Origin of the sequence: Streptomyces sp. SP18BB07 (genome assembly GCF_036322545.1) — a bacterium.
GTDB lineage: Bacteria > Actinomycetota > Actinomycetes > Streptomycetales > Streptomycetaceae > Streptomyces > Streptomyces deccanensis.
On record NZ_JAQYWT010000224.1, the window covers coordinates 1 to 19281 of the forward strand.

A 19281-nucleotide genomic window follows, 5' to 3' on the forward strand; every position below is an offset into this window, starting at 1 on the left:
ACGTCCGCATGCGGCCACCACCCGGTCCACCAACCCCGGCGGATACACCCAGGTCAGAAGACCAAGACCCGATAAGTCAGACGCACTCGCAGCCACACCAACCACCCCCGGGACCCACTGCCAACCAGCCTACGCCCACGGTAAAAGCAACGGCATTGCGACTAGGGGGTGTTTCGAAAGTCCGCCCGGCACCCGCCCCAGTGCCGATCACCGTCACTTCACGGTCACTCTTCTTTCACATCTCCCTTCCTAGGCTCCGGGTGCAGTGCTCGACCGGTGTGCTCGAACGGCCTTGGAGGCAACGACAGATGACCAGGTCCGACATCGCCACCACCGCGCCGGCCGCTCTCCGCATCGCCGTCCTCGGCGGCAACACCGCCGAGTTGCCCGGCGACGGACGGCCAGGCGTCGGGGCGTACCGACTGACCGCACGGGCGGGGGGCGCTTATCTGTTCGTGGGGCTGCGCGGAACCCGCGTCGCGCCCCCCACGCGCATCCCGGACCTCTCGCTCCAGCCGGGGGACATCTGCTTCTACGACGCACACCATCCGCCGTTACTGGACTTCCCCACGCACTGCCGCCTCAAGGTCTTCCTGGTCCCGGGCGAGGAACTGGGCCTGGAGGACGGCGGCGACGACCTACGGCGCGTCGTCGCGAACCCGGTCGCCAGGTCCTCCCGGCTGGGGACCCTGCTGTCGCCGTTCCTGTCCGAACTGGCCGACACCGCGGTCTCGGCGATCTCCGCGGAGCCCCCGGTCGGCGAGATGCTCGCCCGGAACGCCGTGAACCTGCTGGCCACGCTCGCCGCGGAGCAGTTGGGCCGGACCCGGACCGGTGCGCCGGGCGCCGACCCGACGGACACCCCGGTGGCCCGGTCGCCCCTGATGGCGCGTGTCCTGGAGTTCATCGACGAGCATCTGGCCGACGCGGACCTGTCGCCCGAGGTGATCGCGGGCGCCCACCACATCTCGGTGCGCTATCTGCACCGGCTCTTCCAGGACGAGGGGACGTCCGTGGGGCGCTGGGTCCAGCGCCGACGGCTGGAGGAGTGCCGACGCGACCTGGTGCTCGGTGTCCGCAACCGTCGGACCATCGCCTCGGTCGCCGGCCGCTGGGGCTTCCTCAGCGCGACCCACTTCAGCCGGGTGTTCCGGGCGGCGTACGGCATGTCACCGAGCGAGTGGCGGGACTCGGCGGGACAGGGCCCGGCGGCCGGCCCGTCCCTCAGCCCGCCGCGTGCTCGCCGATGACGGCCTGGGCGTAGACGATCCCGAGTCCGTAGGCGCCGCCGTGTTCCTTCACCACCTCGGTGGTGGGCCCGTACGTCTCCGTACGGGCCCAGTCGCGCTGGAACTCCAGGAGCACCTGCAGCCAGGTGACCGGTACGGCGCCCGCCTGGATCATCCGCTGCACGGCGTGCTCGTGGGCCTGCGGGCTGACCCCGCCGGACGCGTCGGTGACGACGTAGACCTCATAGCCCTGGGCGAGTGCGGACAGGGCGGGCAGGACGACGCACACCTCGGTCCACAGGCCGGCGATGACGAGTTTCGGACGACCGGTCGCCTTCACCGCCTCGACGAAGGCGACGTCCTCCCAGGCGTTCATCGTCGTGCGGTCGATGGTCTTCCGGTCGGGGAAGACGTCCGCGAGCTGCGGCAGGAGCGGGCCGGAGAAGGACTCGGCGGCCACCGTGCTGAGGACCACCGGCACGTCGAAGACTTTGGCGGCCTTGGCCAGCCCCACGGTCGCATCGATGATCGCGGTGCGGTCACCGCTGCCGGTGCCGAAGAACATCTGCGGCTGGTGGTCCACGAACAGGACCGCGCAGTTGTCGGGGGTGAGCAGATCGGGGCCGGGAGTGGCGGTGACGGCGTCGATGTCGAGGTCGCGGTGGAGGTCGGCCATGGGATTCCTTCCGAGGGGGGTGTCCGTCCGGCGAAACGGATCGCCGGCGATGCCGGAAAGCTAGGCGTGCCGGACGACTCCCCCTGGTCCGGCGGCGCACCGCGTTCGTCCCCACAGCGCACGGGTAACCCCCGCACCCCAAGTCGTGCGCTCCCGGACCGGCTTCGGTGCGCTGACGGGCAATACGGCGCCCGGCCGCAGGCCTAACGTGCTGGCCGTGGCGCCGCCCACGCGACCCACCGGACCGAACGCGACCGCCGCACCGCCGCGACCGGCCCGACCGGACTGACCCATCGGCCCGCCCGGACCGACCCATCGGGCCGAACGGGCGCGACCCACCGGACCGAGCGCGACCGGCTTAACCGGCATGACCGGCACGACCGGCGCAACCGGCGCGCCCCACCGATCCGTGGGCCGCTCGCACGAGGCTCGACCCGAGCGGCGGCGCCCGCACGACATCACAACCCATCGGGAGAACCACATGTCCGACACCTCCGAGCCGACCCGCCCGGTTCTGGAACCGGCGGCCGCCGCCTTCGCCGAGGCCACCGCCAACCCGCCCTTCCTCTTCGAACTGCCGCCCGCGGAAGGCCGTAAGGCGGTCGACGAGGTGCAGTCCGGCGAGATCGCGAAGCCGGAGATCGACGAGGAGTGGATCACCGTCTCCGGCGGTCCGACGGGCAGTGTCCGGGCGCGGATCGTCCGGCCCGCCGGGGCCGAGGGCGTCCTGCCCGTGATCCTCTACATCCACGGCGCGGGCTGGGTGTTCGGCAACGCCCACACCCATGACCGGCTGGTGCGCGAGCTGGCCGTCGGCGCGCGGGCCGCCGTGGTCTTCCCCGAGTACGACCTCTCCCCCGAGGCCCGCTACCCGGTCGCCATCGAGCAGAACTACGCGGTCGCGAAGTGGGTCGTCGAGCAGGGCGCGTCCAAGGACCTGGACGGTGCCCGGCTCGCGGTCGCCGGGGACTCGGTCGGCGGCAACATGACCGCCGCGCTGACCCTGATGGCCAAGCAGCGCGGTGACGTCCCGCTGGTCCAGCAGGTGCTGTTCTACCCGGTGACGGACGCGGGCTTCGACACCGGCTCCTACCACCAGTTCGCCACGGGCTACTTCCTGCGCCGCGACGGCATGCGGTGGTTCTGGGACCAGTACACGACCGACGAGGCCGAGCGCGCCCAGATCACCGCGTCCCCGCTGCGGGCGAGCGTCGACCAGCTCAAGGACCTGCCCCCGGCCCTGGTCATCACCGGTGAGGCCGACGTCCTGCGCGACGAGGGCGAGGCGTACGCGAACAAGCTGCGCGAGGCCGGCGTGGCGGTGACCGCCGTGCGCTTCCAGGGCGTCATCCACGACTTCGTCATGCTGAACGCCCTGCGCGAGACCCATGCCGCCGAGGCCGCGATCACCCTGGCCACGACCACCCTGCGCACGGCCCTGCACGGCAACTGACGCCGCACTGCCCCAGCCGCCGCACTCCCGCACTGCCGCACAACCACGGCCATTCGGCACCCAGCCGGTCGGCCCACAGAACGGAGAGAACCCGCCCATGTCCCCCACCACCCCCACCGTCCTCCTCGTGCACGGCGCCTTCGCCGACGCGTCCAGCTGGGCTGGCGTCGTCGAGGAGCTGCGCGGCCAGGGCATCCCCGTCCGCGCGCTGCCGAACCCTCTGCGCGGTCTGGCCTCCGACGCCGCGTACGTCGCGTCCGCGGCGGCCCAGGTCGACGGCCCCGTCGTCCTCGTCGGCCACTCCTACGGCGGCGCGATCATCACCGTGGCGGGCGCCGCCGACAACGTCGTCGGCCTGGTCTACGTCGCCGCGTACGTCCCCGAACAGGGCGAGAGCCTGGGCGAGTTGCAGGGCCGCTTCCCGCTGTCCGCGCTCGTGGCCAACCTCGACGAGTGGACGTACCCCGTCGAGGGAGCCGACCCCGCCGTGGAGGTCACCATCAAGCCGGACGCCTTCCCCGGCATCTTCGCCGCCGACGTCCCGGCCGAGGTCACCGAGATCCTCGCCGTGTCCCAACGTCCGCTGTCCGCCTCGGTGTTCGCGGAGGCGGCCGCCACCGCGGCCTGGCGGACCAAGCCCTCCTGGGCCGTGGTCGCCGACGCGGACCAGGCCATCAACCCCGACGTCCAGCGCTTCGGCGCCCAGCGCGCCGGCGCCACCGTGACCGAACTGGAGGGCGCCTCCCACGCGGTGGCGGTCTCCCGCCCCAAGGAGGTCGCGACCGTGATCCAGGAGGCGGTACGAGCCACCGCCTGACCCACAGCCGGACGAGGGCCCCGCGCCCTCCCCACCCGGCGGCACGTCAACTCCCCTTGTGCGAGGAGCCGTTGTGCTGATCTGCTAAACCCTCGGACAGCAGCACGGGCGAGCACAGGGGGATCCATGCCGCGTACCGCGGCCGTCGTCGGGGCGCGCAAGGCAGGCAAGCGAGCCCCGACGACGGCCACATACGCACCGCCGAGCGGGGCACCCGCGTCCGCCAGGACGGGGTCGACTCCGACCGCCCCGGCCCCGGAAGGGGCGCGCGGAACGGCGCGCCAAGCCCCCCCCGCACCCGCGGACAACAACGCACCCCTCACCGGCTTCCGCACCCGCGGACAACAACGCACCCCTCACCGGCTTTTCGCGCGCTCCGCGCGCACCTCGCGCACGGCCCCCACCACCACCCCCGCCCGCACCGCCCGCGACATCCGGATCAACGACGGCTGCCCGGTGTCCAGCCCCTGCCCCCCGGCCGCAGGCTCCGCGTACCCCCCGCCGAGCCCCACGAGCGCCTCCAGGGCGGCACTGTCCAGGCCCTCCTGACGCGCGCCCCCGGCCTGCCCCCGCCCCCGCGTGCCGGACACCACGGCGACGGCCACCATCGCCGCGTCCCCGATGGCCTCCGCCTCACCGGCACTGGAGCCGAGGGAGAGCGCCTGCCGGTAGGCACGCTCACGGACCGACTCGTCGAAGTGGACGGACACGTCCCGCAGCCCGTCCCGTATGGCCGTCGCCCGGTGCGTCAGCCGCAGCTCGACATCGCCGAGGGAACGCCAGGACAGCAGCACGTTCCGTCCGATGCGGCCGGTGCTCCGGGAGCCGACGAGCCGGAACAGCGGCCCGAGCCGCAGAAAGGCGACCAGACTGTCGATACGGGGCCCGAGCAGCGGCAGGACATAGCCGGCCGAGGTGAGGGCCGCGCCGACGGCGACCAGCATCGGGGCCAGCCGGGTGCTCAGCGGATCCCAGTGCTGCCCGGTCCAGCGGCCGGAGACGGCCACCATCTTCAGCACGCCGTACGCGCTGTTGCACAGCCACCCGACGGCGAGCACCGCCAGCGCCCGCCCCGTCCAGCCGCTGATCTGGAGGGTCCAGCGCGAGCACAGGACCGTGGTCGTGAGGGCCGCCGCCATGTAGGCGACCAGGTAGAGGACGATCATCTCGCGGATGAACGGCGTGGCCGCGTAGTAGGTGTCGAAGTCGCTGAGGCGCTCGACGGGCGCGTCACCGACGGCGAAGAGCACCGTCTGCGCCGCGATGATCACGGCGTACGCGAACAGCCATCGGCGGGAGACCCGACGCAGCCGCTCGGGGTCGTCGGCTCCGCGCCAGTGGACGATCAGCACGAGGGACGCGGCGGAGAAGGCGTTGACCGCCCCGTAGGTGAGGCACGCGGCGGCGTTGGGCACGCCGACGGCGCGGTTGACGAAGCCGACGGTGGGCGGGGCGCCGAGGGCGAAACAGAAACCGGCCAGGAAGATCACGGCGCAGAGCGCACGCTTCGACGGATCACGCGGGTCGCGCCACAGACCGGGCAGTTGGGCGGCGAAGCCGGTCCACAGGGCGGCGGCCGCCAGGAAGTAGACCAGTCCGTTCACGTCGGGCCCCCCGGCTCGGTCCGAGAGACCTCTCGCGTCAACACCCTTCACACAGTAGTCACGTAGTCAACCCCGACAACGGGTGGACGTGCGACGACAGGTGAAGGGATGTCGACGATCGACGGTCGACGCTCAGCCCTCGTCCGCGGTCAGCGTCAGCGAGATGCTGTTGATGCAGTACCGCTGGTCGGTCGGGGTGGGGTACCCCTCGCCCGCGAAGACGTGCCCGAGGTGCGAACCGCACCGGGCGCACCGCACCTCCGTGCGCACCATCCCGTGCGACCGGTCGTCGAGCAGTTCGACCGCGTCGCTGTCCTTCGGGTCGAAGAAGGACGGCCAGCCGCAGTGCGACTCGAACTTCGTGTCGGAGGTGAAGAGTTCGGCGCCGCAGGCACGGCAGGAGTAGACGCCCTTGGTCTTGGTGTCGGTGTACTCACCGACGAACGCGGGCTCCGTGCCGGCCTGCCGCAACACGGCGTACTCGGCCGGCGTCAGCTCCGCACGCCACTGCTCGTCCGGCTTCTCGACGTCGTACGACATGAGCCTCAGCCTCTCAACTCAACTCAACTCAACTGGAAAGACGGTCCAGGATCCGCGGGCCCAGGTCCGTCACATCACCCGCGCCCATGGTGAGAACGAGATCGCCGGGCCTCGCCATTCCCGCGATCACGGCGGGCACCTCGGCCTTGTCGTGCAGGGCGGTGACGTCCGCGCCGGCGGCCCGGGCCGCGTCGATGATCAGCTCGCTGGTGATCCCCGGGATCGGGTCCTCGCGGGCCGGGTAGATGTCGAGGACGACCGACGCGTCCGCCAGCGCCAGGGACTGTCCCATCTCGGTGCCCAGCTCCTGGGTGCGGGAGAACAGGTGCGGCTGGAAGACCACCAGGATCCGCGCGTCGCCCGCTGCGGCCCGCATGGCCTCCAGGTCGGCGGTCATCTCGGTCGGGTGGTGCGCGTAGGAGTCGATGACCTGCACCCCGGCGGCCTCGCCCTTGAGCTGCAGCCGCCGCTTCACGCCGGTGTACGCCGCCAGCGCGGGCGCCAGCTCCGCCGCCGGCACACCGAGCGCGACACCGGCCGCCAGCGCGGCGACGGCGTTGTGCGCGTAGTGCCGTCCGGGCACGGACACGGTGAACGTGATCTCCTGCCCGTCCAGGACCACCGTGACCTCGCTCTTCAGCCCCTGCGCCACGACCGACAGCACGCGGACGTCGGCGTCCTCGCGCTCGCCGTACGTCACCGTCCGCACCCCGGACAGCCGTGAGGTCAGCTCGCGCGCGCCCTCGTGGTCGGCGGAGATCACCAGCGTGCCACCGGGCACGATCTTCCCCGCGAACGTCTCGAAGGACTCGTAGATCTCGTCCATGGAGGCGTAGTTGGCGTGGTGGTCCAGTTCCACGTTGAGGACGATCGCCACCTCGGGCGCGTACTTGTGGAAGCTGCGGTCGCTCTCGTCCGCCTCGGCGACGAAGATGTCGCCGTCGCCGTGGGTGGCGTTCGAGCCGGGTACGTCGAGGTCGCCGCCGATGGCGTACGACGGCCGCAGCCCCAGCTCGCCCAGCGACACCGCCAGCATGGACGTCGTCGTGGTCTTGCCGTGCGTGCCGGCGACCGCGATCGGCCGCAGCCCGTCCATCAGCCGGGCGAGCGCGTCCGACCGGTGGACGACGGGGATCCCGAGCTCGGCGGCGCGGGCCAGCTCGGGGTTGTCGGCGCGGATGGCCGAGGAGACGACCACGGCCGTCGCGTCGTCCGCGAGGTGCTCGGCGGCGTGCCCGATGTGCACGGTCGCCCCGAGCGCCCGCAGGGCCTCGGCCGTCTCCGACTCCTTGGCGTCACTCCCGGCGACCTTCGCCCCGCGCTGCGCCAGGATCTTGGCGATCCCGGACATCCCGGCCCCACCGATCCCGATGAAGTGCGGCCGATCCATGGCGGAAGGCAGTCCGGGTGCCATGTCTGTTCTCCAGGTGACGTACGAAGCCGATGAACCCCCTCAGCCTATTGCCTGCTGTAGCGGCCCCATGCAACCGCCGCTCACAGCTCGCGTCCCTGGCTGGCGGCGCAGCCGCCGTCTAGGGGCGCGGGGAACTGCGCGACAAGCCACGACGCACCCGCAGCCGACGAAACACAGCAACCCCTACGGCGCCCCCGGCTTCCTACACCCGCGCGTGCGAGAACAACTTCAACACCGGCACCCCCACCTTGTGCCGAGCCCGCGAGGCCCAGTCCCGGTGGAAGAACTCCTCCACGTAGTGCGGATCGGTCAGCACCAGCACCTCATCGGCCGAAACCTCCTCCACCAGCGACTTCAGCGCATCCAGCGGATGATCCTCGATCAACCGCCCCTCCGCCGTGCTCCCGGCCCCACGCAACGCCTGCAGGGACACCTCCAGAGCCCGTTCCCCGGCGTCCATCGCCAGCTCCCCCTCCGGCGTCTCCCCCTCCCGCGCCGCCTCGTCCAGCTCACCGAGGGCGAGGTCGTCGATGGCCCGCAGCAACCGGTCGGCCTGATTTCCGCGCGGCTGGAGCAACACGTGGAAGGAGGCCCGCTCGTCGCCGTGCAGGGTCGTGACGAACTCGACGTCCGCTGACGTCAGAGCCTTCTCGATCATCAATACGCTCGTGAACGACACCACAGGCGCCCTTCTCCTAGGAGGGCCCTGCGGGCCCTCACTCCTCAGGGTTCTAGTGTGCCCGGCGAAAGCTAAACGGAACGGCAGATTCCGCCCGCTTTCACGTGCGACGGTAGCGACCGAACAGGAAGCCGGACTCCTCCAGCAGCGAGGCCAGCGCGAAGCGCTTGGGCACCGCCACCGAGGGCCCCCCGGCGATCCGCTGCGCGTCCCCCGCCGTGAGCATCGGCGACACGGTCAGGCAGAGCTCGTCGAGGACGTCGGCGGCGACCAGCTGGCCCAGGATGCGCGGGCCGCCCTCGGTGAGCAGCCGGGTCATCCCCAGGTCGGCGAGGGCCCGTACCGCACGGGCGGGGTCGACGCCCATACCGTCCCCGGCGACCACCACCCGGACCCCCGCCTTCTCGGCGGTGGCGACCCGGTCCGGGGCCGCGGCGGCCCCGGTGAGCAGCAGCGTGGGCGTCAGCGGCGAGGTGAACAACGGCAGCGAGAAGTCCAGGTCCAGGCTCGCGCTCACCACGGCGACGGCGGGCGCGGGGGTCTGTCCGGCCGCCCGGCGTGCCTCGGCGAACGCCTCCCGCGCGCGTGCCGGGCGGTACCCCTCCTGCCGTACCGTTTCCGCGCCGACGATCACCACGTCCGCGAGGCCCCGCAGCGTGCCGAAGATCCGCATGTCGGCGTCGCTGGAGATCGGCTGGGAGCGCCCGCCGTGCTGGGCCGCGCCGTCGAGGGTGGACACCATGTTGGCCCGCAGCCACGGCTCCCGCCCGCCCGGCGCCGGGTCGGGGTACGCGTACGCCGCCGCCAGTTCGTCGAGGCTCCACTCCCGTTCGACGAGATCGGACAGACCGGAGGCACCAGAGAGGCCGGACATACCGGAGAGATCGGACTTCCCGGCCGCCGCCGGGGAGTCACCGTCCCGCACGTCCGCCGTCGGGGCCCCCGCCGAGCCCTCACCCCCGTCCGCCGTCGCCACCTCGGCCGCACTCGCCCCACCGGTCGCTTCCGGTGTCCGGGCCGCTGTCTCTTCGGTCACAGGGAACAGGCGTCGCATGTCGTGCAGTGTGGCACGACCCTTAGACTCGGTAACCGTGTCGTCGTCCTCTGCCACCGTGTCCGGAATCGGTCCGATACCCGAAGCGGCCCCAGCGTCCCTGTGCGCCCTCGAGCCCCATGTCCCCGCGGACCGGCTCGTAGCCGAGATGGTGCCGCCGCCGCGCTTCGACTCGGTGCGCTTCGACACCTACCTCCCGGACCCGAACCAGCCCAGTCAGACCGAGGCCGTCCGCGTCCTGAGCGGTTTCGCGGCGGGCCTCGGCGGCGCGCACGCGACCGGCGCCGGCCGGCGTGGCTTCCTCGGCTTCGGCCGGGCGAAGGCACCCAAGATCCCGGCGGGCCCCCGCGGCGTCTACCTGGACGGCGGTTACGGCGTCGGCAAGACGCACCTCCTCGCCTCCCTCTGGCACGCCACCCCGGCCGAACCCTCCCTCAAGGCCTTCGGCACCTTCGTGGAGCTGACGAACCTGGTCGGCGCGCTCGGTTTCCAGAAGACGGTCCAAACCCTCTCCGGTCACCGCCTGTTGTGCATCGACGAGTTCGAGCTGGACGACCCGGGCGACACGGTCCTCGTGTCGACCCTGCTCGGCAAGCTCGTCGACGCGGGCGTGGCCCTGGCCGCCACCTCGAACACCCTGCCGGGCAAGCTCGGTGAGGGCCGGTTCGCGTCGGCCGACTTCCTGCGCGAGATCCAGGGCCTGTCGGCCCACTTCCGCTCCCTGCGGATCGACGGCGAGGACTACCGCCACCGCGGCCTGCCCGAGGCTCCGGCGCCGTACTCCGACGAGGCGGTCACCAAGGCGGCGTACGCCACCGAGGGGGCCTCGCTCGACGACTTCCCGCATCTGCTGGACCACCTCGCGCGCGTCCACCCCAGCCGGTACGGCGCCCTGACGGACGGCCTGAAGGCGGTGTGCCTGACGGACGTCCAGCCGGTGCCGGACCAGTCCACGGCGCTGCGGCTGGTGGTGCTCGCCGACCGGCTGTACGACCGCGAGGTGCCCGTGCTCGCCTCGGGGCTGCCCTTCGACCGGCTGTTCAGCGAGGAGATGCTGAACGGCGGCTACCGCAAGAAGTACTTCCGCGCCATCTCCCGCCTCACCGCTCTCGCGCGCGACGCGCAGCGACTGGTGTAACAGCACCCAACCCCCGCAGGTCAAGAGGCATTTCCAGCCAACCCGACCTCGCTTTTCAGGCTCTCTTCAGCTCGCAACGTTAAGTTAACCCTGCAAACAACTTTGCAGGGTTAACGTGTTTCTTGACCAGTGATTGACCATCGGTTGACCAAGTCGAGCAACTGTCGACGCGTGCGTGTCACCGGGAACTGCCAGTGGGGAGGCTCATATTGCGAGGTACGACGACCCGGACCGTTCTTTCGGCCCTAGCCGCCGTCCTGCTCACCCTGGCGTTCTTCACTCCCACGACACCCTTCGCAGCCGCGCACACGCTGGGTCACGTCAAGGCCAAAGCCGAGCCCGGAAACAGCCTCACCGCAAAGCCGGTGCGTGACACGGCAGTCACCCACCGCACGTGTGCGCCCACGCAGGACCCGACCGGTCCTCATCGCACACGCGACCGGCACCGCCTGGTCACCCACACCGTTCCCGGGACGCCCGCGCGTCCGCCGCTGGGGGAGAACCCGGCGGCCGCGAGCACGCCCGAACGGCCCTCGGCCCCGTACCACCGGGCGTCGAGACCTCTCACGGCCCACACCCCGGCCGTTCTCCAGGTCTTCCGCTGCTGAGCCGCGGAGCGCCTGTTCCCCCCACTCTGTCGTGCAAGCCCGACGCGCCACCGAGGCGCGCCAGGAGGAGTCACCACATCATGCAGCCCCTCATCGACAACGCCCGTACGTTCGGACAGCGCCCTGAGGAGTTCGCCAGGCTGGCCGAAGGCCAGTCCCCCGAGGTCCTGTTCATCACCTGCTCCGACTCGCGGGTCGTCCCGGCCCTGATCACGGGCGCCCGCCCCGGCGAGCTCTTCGAACTGCGCACCGCCGGCAACATCGTCCCGCCCTACGCCGCCGACCGCCCCACCGGTGAGACGGCCACCATCGAGTACGCCGTGGAGGTCCTCGGCGTCACCGACATCGTCGTCTGCGGACACTCGCACTGCGGCGCCGTGGGCGCCCTGGTGCGCGGCGACGACCTGGACGCCGTACCGGCCGTACGCGACTGGCTGACCAACGCCACGCCCCGCCCGGAAGGGGCGATCGAGGACCCGACGGTCGCCGACGGCGTGCAGAACCACGTCCTCAGCCAGCTGCTGCGCCTGCGCTCCTACCCGTGCGTGGAGAAGCGCCTCGCGGACGGACGGCTGCGGTTGCGCGGCTGGTACTACGAGGTCCACACGGGTGCCGTGCGGGAACACCGCGCTGAGACCGACAAGTTCGAGACCCTGTGACCGGCGGCCAGGTGTCCGACATGAACTCCAAGACCTCGCCCCCGTCCCCGTCCTCCCCCACCAAATTCCCCCATCTGCGACAGGACTTCGGCGCCTCGCTCGTCGTCTTCCTCGTCGCCCTCCCGCTGTGCGTCGGTGTCGCCGTCGCCTCCGGGGTACCGGCCGAACTCGGCCTGGTCACCGGCATCGTGGGCGGCCTCGTCGCCGGAATGATGCCCGGCAGCAGCCTCCAGGTCTCCGGCCCGGCGGCCGGTATGACCGTGCTGGTCTTCGAAGCGGTCCGCCAGTTCGGGCTGCCCGCCCTCGGCGTGATCGTGCTCGCCGCCGGTCTGCTCCAACTCGCCATGGGCGCGCTGAAGCTGGGCCGTTGGTTCCGCGCGATATCCGTCTCCGTGGTCGAGGGCATGCTCGCCGGCATCGGCCTGGTGATCATCGCCGGCCAGCTCTACGCGGCGGCAGGCCTGAAGGCCCCCGCCTCCGGCCTCGACAAGATCGCGGGCCTGCCCGGCGCCTTCGTCGACGCCGTGAGCAGCACCGCCGCACTCGCCTCGCTGGCGGTCGGCGCGGGCACCATCGCGGTGATGGTGCTGTGGAAGCGGCTGCCGAAGAAGGTCCAGCTGGTCCCCGGCGCGCTCGCCGCGGTCCTGCTGGCCACCCTCGCCGGCCTGGCGTTCAGCCTGCCGGTGGCGAACGTCGAGGTGAAGGGACTGCTGGACGTGATCCAGCCGCCCGGCCTGGACGCCTTCGGCCAGCTCGCCGACGTGGCACTGCTCGGCACGATCCTCGCGTTCACCCTCATCGCCTCCGCGGAGAGCCTGTTCAGCGCGGCGGCCGTGGACCGGATGCACGACGGTCCGCGCACCGAGTACGACAAGGAGCTGATGGCCCAGGGCGCCGGCAACACCGTGTGCGGGCTGCTGGGCGCGCTGCCGATGACGGCGGTGATCGTGCGCAGCTCCGCCAACCTCCAGGCCGGCGCGAAGACGAAGGCCTCCCGGGTGCTGCACGGCGTCTGGCTGCTGCTCTTCGTGGCCCTGCTGCCGGGCGCGCTCGCCCTGATCCCGCTGCCGGCCCTGGCCGGCATCCTCGTCCACGCGGGCTTCAAGCTGATCCCGTTCCGCGGGGTCGTCTCCCTGTGGCGCACGCACCGGGGCGAGGCGCTGATCCTGGTGGCCACGGCCGTGGCGATCGTCGCGGTCAACATGTTCGAGGGCGTCCTGATCGGTCTGGCCCTGTCCGTGGCCAAGACCGCGTGGGAGGCCTCGCACATCAAGCTGGAGGTCATCGACAAGGGCGCCGGACCGGTCCAGGCCTACCTCTCCGGCAACGCGACCTTCCTGCGCCTGCCGAAGATCCTGGACAGCCTGGAGGCCCTCCCCCAGGACCGCCCGGTGGAGCTCCACCTCACCGGCCTCCACCACCTGGACCACGCCTGCCGCACCGCCCTGGAGAACTGGGCAGCCCGCCACAGCACGACAGGCACGGAACCGGTCCGCATGACGGTCCCGGAACCGGAAAAGGCGACGTCAGGCACGTCCTGACCCAGCCACGGCCTGCGGTGCCCCGACCTCCACACCGGGGCACCGCAGGCTCGTGCTCGCCCTCTCTGCGGGCAATCGTGCCGCTGGGGCGGCACGGGTGGGCGCAGGCGGCACCCGGCAAGCGCCGGTGAGCGAAACCCAGCCCCCGGCCGACACTCGCCCCACCCCCCACCTCCGGCATATCGTGGTATACACACCCATCACGCACCGAGAGTGGACGGCTCAGGGGGTCGTCATGGTCGAGACGCTGCTCATCACCGCCGCGGCGATCGGCTCCGCCGCGGCCGTCTACGTCGCCGCCGCGGCCCGAGTCGTCAAACAGTACGAACGAGGCGTGGTCTTCCGCCTCGGCCGCCTGCGCGGCACCCCCAGAACGCCCGGCTTCACCATGGTCGTCCCCGGCATCGACCACATCCGCAAGGTCAACATGCAGATCGTGACGATGCCTGTCCCCGCCCAGGAGGGCATCACCCGCGACAACGTCACCGTCCGTGTCGACGCGGTCGTCTACTTCAAGGTCGTCGACGCGGCGAACGCGGTCGTGCAGGTCGAGGACTACCGCTTCGCCGTCTCCCAGATGGCCCAGACCTCCCTGCGCTCCATCATCGGCAAGAGCGACCTCGACGACCTCCTCTCCAACCGCGAGAAGCTCAACCAGGGCCTGGAGCTGATGATCGACAGCCCCGCCGTGGAGTGGGGCGTCACCATCGACCGCGTCGAGATCAAGGACGTCTCCCTGCCCGACACCATGAAGCGCTCCATGGCCCGCCAGGCCGAGGCCGACCGGGAACGCCGCGCCCGCATCATCAACGCGGACGCGGAGCTGCAGGCGTCGAGGAAGCTGGCCGAGGCGGCGAAGGAGATGGCCGACACCCCCTCCGCCCTCCAACTCCGCCTGCTGCAGACGGTGGTGGCGGTGGCCGCCGAGAAGAACTCCACCCTCGTCCTGCCCTTCCCGGTGGAACTCCTCCGCTTCCTGGAGCGATCCCAGGCGGGCCCCCCACCGGACGCCGTACCCGCGCCTCCTCGGACACCTCCCTCGCCTCCCCCCGCCCCACCCGTCCCGCCCCCTCCGACCGGGTGACACGGGCGACGACTCCTCCCCCGACCTCTACGCGCGTGGTTCACGCGGCCTTGACCGCGTGATACACACAGGCGGGTCACATCCTGTCCGCCAACAGGAAGGTTTTCCCGTGTCAGTGACCCGCCGTCAGGCCCTCGCCCGCTCGGGCGCGGGTGTCGCAGGTATCGCGTTCACCGGAGCCCTCTCCGAGCTCTTCGTGGGCACGGCCACCGCGCAGAGCCCCCTCGGCCACTCCGGCTACGGCCCCCTGATCCCCGACCCGAACGGCCTGCTCGACCTGCCGAAAGGTTTCCGCTATCGGGTCCTCTCCCGTGAGGGCGACCCCCTCCGCTCGGGCGAGGGCCTGGTCCCCAGCAACCACGACGGCATGTCCGCCTTCGCCGGCAGACACGGTCGCGTCCACCTCGTCCGCAACCACGAGAACCGCCACAACGGCCGTATCCCGGTCCCCACGATCGAGGGCCTCACCTACGACCCGATGGGCAAGGGCGGCTGTACGTCCCTGACGCTCGACGCCCGGGGCAAGGTCCTCTCGGAGCGCGTCGCGATCGCCGGCACGGCGGTCAACTGCGCGGGCGGCCCCACCCCTTGGGGCACCTGGCTGACCTGCGAGGAGAACGAGGACAAGGCCGGCACCAACGGCTACACCAAGGACCACGGCTTCATCTTCGAGGTCGACCCCGCCGACCCCCACCGCTCGGGAGCCGTGCCCCTGACCGCGATGGGCCGCTTCCAGCACGAGGCGATCGCGGTGGACCCGAAGCGGGGAGTCGTCTACGAGACGGAGGACGCCTTCGAGCGACCCTTCGGCCTCTTCTACCGCTTCCTCCCCGACAAGCCCAAGGGCGGCCTCGGTTCACTCCGCGCGGGCGGCCGCCTCCAGGCGATGCGCGTCCCCGGCGTTCCCGACCTCTCCCCCATCCAGGAGCCCGGAGCCCGCTTCGACGGCATCGAGTGGGTGGACGTCCCCGACCCCCTCGCCGCCCAAACCGCCATCCGCCACCAGGACTTCGGCCCCCGGGGCATCACCCACGCGCAGAAACTGGAAGGCTGCTACTGGGGCGGCCGCTGCGTCTACTTCGTCTCCTCCTTCGCCCGCAGCGCGGAAGGCTCGGCCGCCGACCACTACGGCCAGATCTGGCGCTACGACCCCGACCACCGCACCCTCACCCTGGTCATCGCCTTCGGCCCCGACACCGACCTCCAACTCCCCGGCGAATCCCCCGACAACATCTGCCTCGCCCCCTCCGGCGGCCTCATGGTCTGCGAGGACGGCAACGGCGCCCAACACGTCTACGGCGTCACCCGCCGCGGCGACGTCTACCCCATGGCCCGCAACGCCCAGGACATCGGCACGACCGACGACCCCGAATGGGGCGAGTTCGCGGGCGTCACCTTCTCCCCCGACGGCCACACGATGTACGTCAACTGCTACACCCCGGGCACGACCTTCGCGGTGACGGGCCCGTGGCGCCGGACATGACCAGCTGACCCCTGCGTTCGTGGGCGCGGCCGGACTGATGGGCCGAGGTCGCCGCGCCCACCCGCAGGACGACGACGTCCGGCACGGCGCGAGGGTCCCCAAAGGACAATAGGCAAGAACTTGTCGCAATGTCATGCTCGCGGCATGAAACGGACCGCCGCACTGGCATTCGCCGTACTCACCACCATCCCCCTCCTGTCCAGCTCTGCGCAGGCCATGCCCGCCCCGGTGGTGCCGAACCCCTGGGACAAGCGCGTCCATTGCACGGCAACAGACCCCGACGGTCGCAAGATAGTCACGCGTATGGGCAACGCGGCTTTCGGCTGGAAGCACTTCACCTACCGCCACAACATCCGCGTCTGTAAGATCCTCACGGCCGCCATCAAGGGCAAGGTCGACCACAACGACCACCACGGGCGACTGGAGTACGACGGCGTCGCCATCCGGACCGGCAGCCAGCCGCGACAGGTCCGCTTCAAGGTCATCGTCCAGTACTCGCGCTACACGAAGGACAAGAAGTATGACGCCGGCAAGGGTCAGAAGATCGGTGTCATCAACGCCTACTGTCGCAACCAGCCCAACAACAAGTGCCCCGCATGGATGAACCAGTGACGCACTCCGAGGACCGGGAGCAGCAGGCGGCCGTCAGCCGTCTGCTGCTGTACTACCTGAACAGGCCCCTCTCCGAAGGCTGCCGCCTGCTCGGCGTCCTGCCCGCCCCGAGGGCCGTACGGATCGCCGTCCGCGCCGGTGACCACGAGGAGGGCATCACCTTCCTCTACGAGATCCCCCACGACGTCGTCGCCCCCGCGTACATCCCCGGCATCCTGCGCACCACCCTGGCCGGAACCCAGCTCTACAGCAGCGACGACATCGGTGACGTCATGGGGATGACGCTGATCCGCCTCCACCCCGAGCAGATCACCCCCGCCCCCGAGTCCGAAGAGGACCGGGCCCTCGTCGTGCTGCGCGCCCTGTCGGACCCCGGCGACGACGAGGACCCCTTCCTGATCGGCTTCCTGATGCGGGGCGATGGCCTGCTGCGGCTGTATGTCCAACACCCCGACGGCACGCGGGTCATCGGCGCCGACATCCGTCCCGCCGACGCCGTCACCGCCCTCATCTCCTCACTCCCCTCCCTCGTGGAGGAGGACGAACGGCACCGGCCCAGCCCCGACGACCCGCACTGCGATCTCCTGGTGGACCTCACCGACTGGTAGCGGCGGCGCGCGGCGAGCATGTACGGCACCGCGCCGTACACGCGTGTTCGATGGACAGTACGCGTAACCGTTCGTGACGCTGGGTGAGTTGATCGTGGGGAGATCCGACTCATCTGGAGGTGGCCGAGCATGGGTGTCGTGGGTGTCGACTGGGAGCCGGACCCGTCCGACAGTCTGAAGACGTTCGGTGCGTTCGTGCAGGCGCTGCGCGAGCACCACGGCTACACGCGGGAGCAGTTCGCTCCGCTGGTGCGCTTCAGCGTGCACACGGTCGCCTCGATCGAGCTGGGCAGGCGGATGGCCGACGAGGTGTTCGTGGAGCGCGCGGACCGGGTACTGGGGGACACGGGCGCGCTGCGCAGGGCGGCGAAACACGTCTCCCGGCAACCGGGCCTGGCGTCGTGGTTCCGCCGATGGGCCCAGCTGGAACGCCACGCGGTGAGCCTGTGCACGTACGAGTGCCGGCTCGTGCCGGGCCTGTTGCAGCCGGAGTCGTACGTGCGGGCCCTGTGCGCCGAGGACGTCCCGCCGTTGCCCGACGACGAGTTGGAGGCCGTCGTCAGTGCTCGCATGCAGCGGCAGACACTGTTCCGCGACGAGCCCAGGACCACGTTCGACTTCGTCGTCGAGGAGGCCGTGCTCATGCGCCGCCTCGGCGGCACGGACGTCTGCGCCGATCTGCTCGACCACCTGCTGGCGGCAAGCACGTTGCGCAACGTCACGCTCCAGATCATGCCGGCGCGCACCGAGCACCACGCCTGTCTGGCCGGCCCCATCCGCCTCGTCGAAACCCCCGACGCACAGCGGTACGCGTACTCCGAGGGGCAGGAGAGCGGGCGCCTGATCACGGACAGGAAGGAGGTGGCCAAGCTCGCCCTGCGCTATGCCAGACTGCGTTCGCAGGCCCTCTCCCCGCAGGACTCCGTGGGTCTGTTGAAGAGAATGCGAGGAGAGCTATGAGGACCACCGCACCGCGCTGGACCAGGAGCAGCTACAGCAGCGCCCAGGGCGACGACTGCGTGGAAGTCGCCACCCTCCCCTCCGCCGTCCGCGTTCGTGATTCCAAGCGTCCCGCCGGCCCCGCGCTGACCCTCTCCCCCGCCGCTTGGGCCCCCTTCGTCGCCCAGGCGGGTGACTTCGGGGCGGACTCCCTGCCGTTCGGCAGTTAGACCGACTGTCCGCTGACCCGATCGCCGTACTTTCGTACGGTGATCAGTCCTGTACGCAGCATCACCGCGCTCTGCGCACTCGGCGCGCTCGGCGCCGCCCTCGCCGCCTGCGGCACCCCGCACGCCTCGACGCGCATCGTCAACGCCACCGCCAGCCCCTCGGCCGTGTCGGCGTCCCGGCCGCCCACGCTCGCGCCGGGACCGGCCGGGCTGACCCCGGTGTTCGAGCACGGACCGCGCAGCCGCACCGACAAGACCGTCGCCCTCACCTTCGACGCGGACATGACCGCGGATCAGGGGGAGCGGGCCGCCGCGGGCGAACGGTTCGACAATCCGGAGCTGATCGCCGCGCTGCGGCAGCTGAAGGTTCCGGCCACGCTGTTCATGACGGGGCGATGGGTCGAGGAGTACCCGATCCAGGCGCGGTCCATCGGACGGGACCCCCTGTTCGAGGTCGCGAACCACTCGTACAGCCATCACGCCTTCACCGAGAACTGCCACGGCCTGCCGACCATGGCCCCCGCGCGCATGCGGGCGGATCTGGAGCGGGCGTACCGCGTGTTCCGGGAGGCGGGCGTCCGGAACCCGATGCCGTACTTCCGGTTCCCCGGCGGCTGCTACGACAGCCGTGCGCTGCGCAGGCTCAGCGCGTCCGGGGTGACGGCGGTGCAGTGGGACGTGACGAGCGGCGACGCGTTCGCGACGGACGCGGACGACGTGGTGCGGGAGGTGCTGGACGGGGTGCGGCCGGGGTCCGTCGTGGTCATGCACTGCACACGGAGTGCCGCGCCGGTCACGGAGCGGGCCGTGCGGAAGATCGTGCCGGCGCTGCGGGAGCGCGGTTTCCGGTTCGTGAAGGTGTCGGAGCTGGTCGGCACGACGGCTGCGAAGGCCGTGGCGGCGCCCTGAGCAG

19 protein-coding genes are annotated in these 19281 nt (G+C 71.2%); 13 read left to right on the forward strand and 6 right to left on the reverse strand.

Features of this window, described 5'->3' with window-relative positions; translation table 11 throughout:
• Window positions 1-308: 308 nt before the first annotated feature.
• Entirely contained in the window at window positions 309-1250 is a 942-nt protein-coding gene (locus PUR53_RS05715) for a helix-turn-helix domain-containing protein (RefSeq protein WP_329896114.1), read from the forward strand.
• Here PUR53_RS05715 and PUR53_RS05720 read toward each other — a convergent pair.
• Entirely contained in the window at window positions 1225-1905 is a 681-nt protein-coding gene (locus PUR53_RS05720) for a hydrolase (RefSeq protein WP_329896113.1), read from the reverse strand. The two genes, PUR53_RS05715 and PUR53_RS05720, sit on opposite strands and share 26 nt — an antisense overlap.
• A 481-nt stretch (window positions 1906-2386) precedes the next feature.
• Between PUR53_RS05720 and PUR53_RS05725 the strand changes: the two genes are divergently transcribed.
• Both PUR53_RS05725 and PUR53_RS05730 read left to right on the forward strand, forming a co-directional pair.
• On the forward strand, window positions 2387-3358 hold the full coding sequence (locus PUR53_RS05725; protein WP_329896112.1) for an alpha/beta hydrolase: 972 nt from the start codon (window positions 2387-2389) through the stop codon (window positions 3356-3358).
• Window positions 3359-3455: 97 nt separating this feature from the next.
• On the forward strand, window positions 3456-4175 hold the full coding sequence (locus PUR53_RS05730; RefSeq protein ID WP_329907591.1) for an alpha/beta fold hydrolase: 720 nt from the start codon (window positions 3456-3458) through the stop codon (window positions 4173-4175).
• 356 nt (window positions 4176-4531) lie between these two features.
• On the opposite strand, the gene PUR53_RS05735 is transcribed toward PUR53_RS05730, so the two are convergent.
• The 5 genes from PUR53_RS05735 to PUR53_RS05755 form a co-directional block, all read right to left on the reverse strand.
• On the reverse strand, window positions 4532-5779 hold the full coding sequence (locus tag PUR53_RS05735) for an MAB_1171c family putative transporter (protein ID WP_329907593.1): 1248 nt from the start codon (window positions 5777-5779) through the stop codon (window positions 4532-4534).
• A 132-nt stretch (window positions 5780-5911) separates the two neighbouring features.
• Entirely contained in the window at window positions 5912-6319 is a 408-nt protein-coding gene (gene msrB, locus PUR53_RS05740; RefSeq protein WP_329896109.1) for a peptide-methionine (R)-S-oxide reductase MsrB, read from the reverse strand.
• A 28-nt stretch (window positions 6320-6347) separates the two neighbouring features.
• Complete coding sequence (gene murC / locus PUR53_RS05745) at window positions 6348-7733, reverse strand: UDP-N-acetylmuramate--L-alanine ligase (RefSeq protein ID WP_329896108.1); 1386 nt, start codon at window positions 7731-7733, stop codon at window positions 6348-6350.
• A 202-nt stretch (window positions 7734-7935) separates the two neighbouring features.
• Window positions 7936-8391: an indole-3-glycerol phosphate synthase gene (locus PUR53_RS05750; RefSeq protein WP_329896107.1), complete on the reverse strand. Its 456-nt coding sequence runs from the start codon at window positions 8389-8391 to the stop codon at window positions 7936-7938.
• A 121-nt stretch (window positions 8392-8512) separates the two neighbouring features.
• Window positions 8513-9466, reverse strand: coding sequence for a pyrimidine reductase family protein (locus PUR53_RS05755; protein ID WP_443080265.1), 954 nt, complete (start codon window positions 9464-9466; stop codon window positions 8513-8515).
• On the opposite strand from PUR53_RS05755, the gene zapE reads away from it, so the two are divergent.
• The 10 genes from zapE (at window position 9465) to PUR53_RS05805 (ending at window position 19277) form a co-directional block, all read left to right on the forward strand.
• Window positions 9465-10604 (forward strand): cell division protein ZapE, encoded by a 1140-nt coding sequence (zapE, locus tag PUR53_RS05760; RefSeq protein WP_329896106.1) that lies wholly within the window; start codon window positions 9465-9467, stop codon window positions 10602-10604. The two genes, PUR53_RS05755 and zapE, sit on opposite strands and share 2 nt — an antisense overlap.
• A gap of 688 nt (window positions 10605-11292) precedes the next feature.
• The gene (locus PUR53_RS05765) at window positions 11293-11871 is read left to right on the forward strand and encodes a carbonic anhydrase (RefSeq protein ID WP_329896105.1); all 579 of its coding nucleotides are present in this window, start codon (window positions 11293-11295) and stop codon (window positions 11869-11871) included.
• Window positions 11872-11891: 20 nt separating this feature from the next.
• Window positions 11892-13412, forward strand: coding sequence for a SulP family inorganic anion transporter (locus PUR53_RS05770; RefSeq protein WP_329896104.1), 1521 nt, complete (start codon window positions 11892-11894; stop codon window positions 13410-13412).
• Window positions 13413-13647: 235 nt separating this feature from the next.
• Window positions 13648-14496: a slipin family protein gene (locus tag PUR53_RS05775; RefSeq protein ID WP_329907595.1), complete on the forward strand. Its 849-nt coding sequence runs from the start codon at window positions 13648-13650 to the stop codon at window positions 14494-14496.
• Window positions 14497-14611: 115 nt separating this feature from the next.
• Window positions 14612-15979, forward strand: coding sequence for a PhoX family protein (locus PUR53_RS05780; RefSeq protein WP_329907641.1), 1368 nt, complete (start codon window positions 14612-14614; stop codon window positions 15977-15979).
• Between the two features lie 144 nt (window positions 15980-16123).
• The gene (locus PUR53_RS05785; RefSeq protein WP_329896102.1) at window positions 16124-16591 is read left to right on the forward strand and encodes a hypothetical protein; all 468 of its coding nucleotides are present in this window, start codon (window positions 16124-16126) and stop codon (window positions 16589-16591) included.
• Complete coding sequence (locus PUR53_RS05790) at window positions 16576-17199, forward strand: hypothetical protein (protein ID WP_329896101.1); 624 nt, start codon at window positions 16576-16578, stop codon at window positions 17197-17199. Before PUR53_RS05785 ends, PUR53_RS05790 begins: the two co-directional genes overlap by 16 nt.
• A gap of 129 nt (window positions 17200-17328) precedes the next feature.
• The gene (locus PUR53_RS05795; RefSeq protein ID WP_329907596.1) at window positions 17329-18159 is read left to right on the forward strand and encodes a helix-turn-helix domain-containing protein; all 831 of its coding nucleotides are present in this window, start codon (window positions 17329-17331) and stop codon (window positions 18157-18159) included.
• Window positions 18156-18368 (forward strand): DUF397 domain-containing protein, encoded by a 213-nt coding sequence (locus PUR53_RS05800; RefSeq protein WP_329907597.1) that lies wholly within the window; start codon window positions 18156-18158, stop codon window positions 18366-18368. Before PUR53_RS05795 ends, PUR53_RS05800 begins: the two co-directional genes overlap by 4 nt.
• 39 nt (window positions 18369-18407) lie before the next feature.
• On the forward strand, window positions 18408-19277 hold the full coding sequence (locus tag PUR53_RS05805) for a polysaccharide deacetylase family protein (protein WP_329896098.1): 870 nt from the start codon (window positions 18408-18410) through the stop codon (window positions 19275-19277).
• Window positions 19278-19281: the final 4 nt, after the last annotated feature.

Bases quoted from the DNA above. Each gene is read 5' to 3' on its own strand.
- PUR53_RS05755 (WP_443080265.1), bottom strand. From the start codon at position 9,466: ATGCGACGCCTGTTCCCTGTGACCGAAGAGACAGCGGCCCGGACACCG.
- PUR53_RS05750 (WP_329896107.1), bottom strand. From the start codon at position 8,391: ATGATCGAGAAGGCTCTGACGTCAGCGGACGTCGAGTTCGTCACGACC.
- PUR53_RS05800 (WP_329907597.1), top strand. From the start codon at position 18,156: ATGAGGACCACCGCACCGCGCTGGACCAGGAGCAGCTACAGCAGCGCC.
- PUR53_RS05765 (WP_329896105.1), top strand. From the start codon at position 11,293: ATGCAGCCCCTCATCGACAACGCCCGTACGTTCGGACAGCGCCCTGAG.
- murC (WP_329896108.1), bottom strand. From the start codon at position 7,733: ATGGCACCCGGACTGCCTTCCGCCATGGATCGGCCGCACTTCATCGGG.
- PUR53_RS05720 (WP_329896113.1), bottom strand. From the start codon at position 1,905: ATGGCCGACCTCCACCGCGACCTCGACATCGACGCCGTCACCGCCACT.
- zapE (WP_329896106.1), top strand. From the start codon at position 9,465: ATGTCGTGCAGTGTGGCACGACCCTTAGACTCGGTAACCGTGTCGTCG.
- msrB (WP_329896109.1), bottom strand. From the start codon at position 6,319: ATGTCGTACGACGTCGAGAAGCCGGACGAGCAGTGGCGTGCGGAGCTG.
- PUR53_RS05795 (WP_329907596.1), top strand. From the start codon at position 17,329: ATGGGTGTCGTGGGTGTCGACTGGGAGCCGGACCCGTCCGACAGTCTG.
- PUR53_RS05725 (WP_329896112.1), top strand. From the start codon at position 2,387: ATGTCCGACACCTCCGAGCCGACCCGCCCGGTTCTGGAACCGGCGGCC.
- PUR53_RS05785 (WP_329896102.1), top strand. From the start codon at position 16,124: ATGAAACGGACCGCCGCACTGGCATTCGCCGTACTCACCACCATCCCC.
- PUR53_RS05770 (WP_329896104.1), top strand. From the start codon at position 11,892: ATGAACTCCAAGACCTCGCCCCCGTCCCCGTCCTCCCCCACCAAATTC.
- PUR53_RS05790 (WP_329896101.1), top strand. From the start codon at position 16,576: ATGGATGAACCAGTGACGCACTCCGAGGACCGGGAGCAGCAGGCGGCC.
- PUR53_RS05715 (WP_329896114.1), top strand. From the start codon at position 309: ATGACCAGGTCCGACATCGCCACCACCGCGCCGGCCGCTCTCCGCATC.
- PUR53_RS05730 (WP_329907591.1), top strand. From the start codon at position 3,456: ATGTCCCCCACCACCCCCACCGTCCTCCTCGTGCACGGCGCCTTCGCC.
- PUR53_RS05775 (WP_329907595.1), top strand. From the start codon at position 13,648: ATGGTCGAGACGCTGCTCATCACCGCCGCGGCGATCGGCTCCGCCGCG.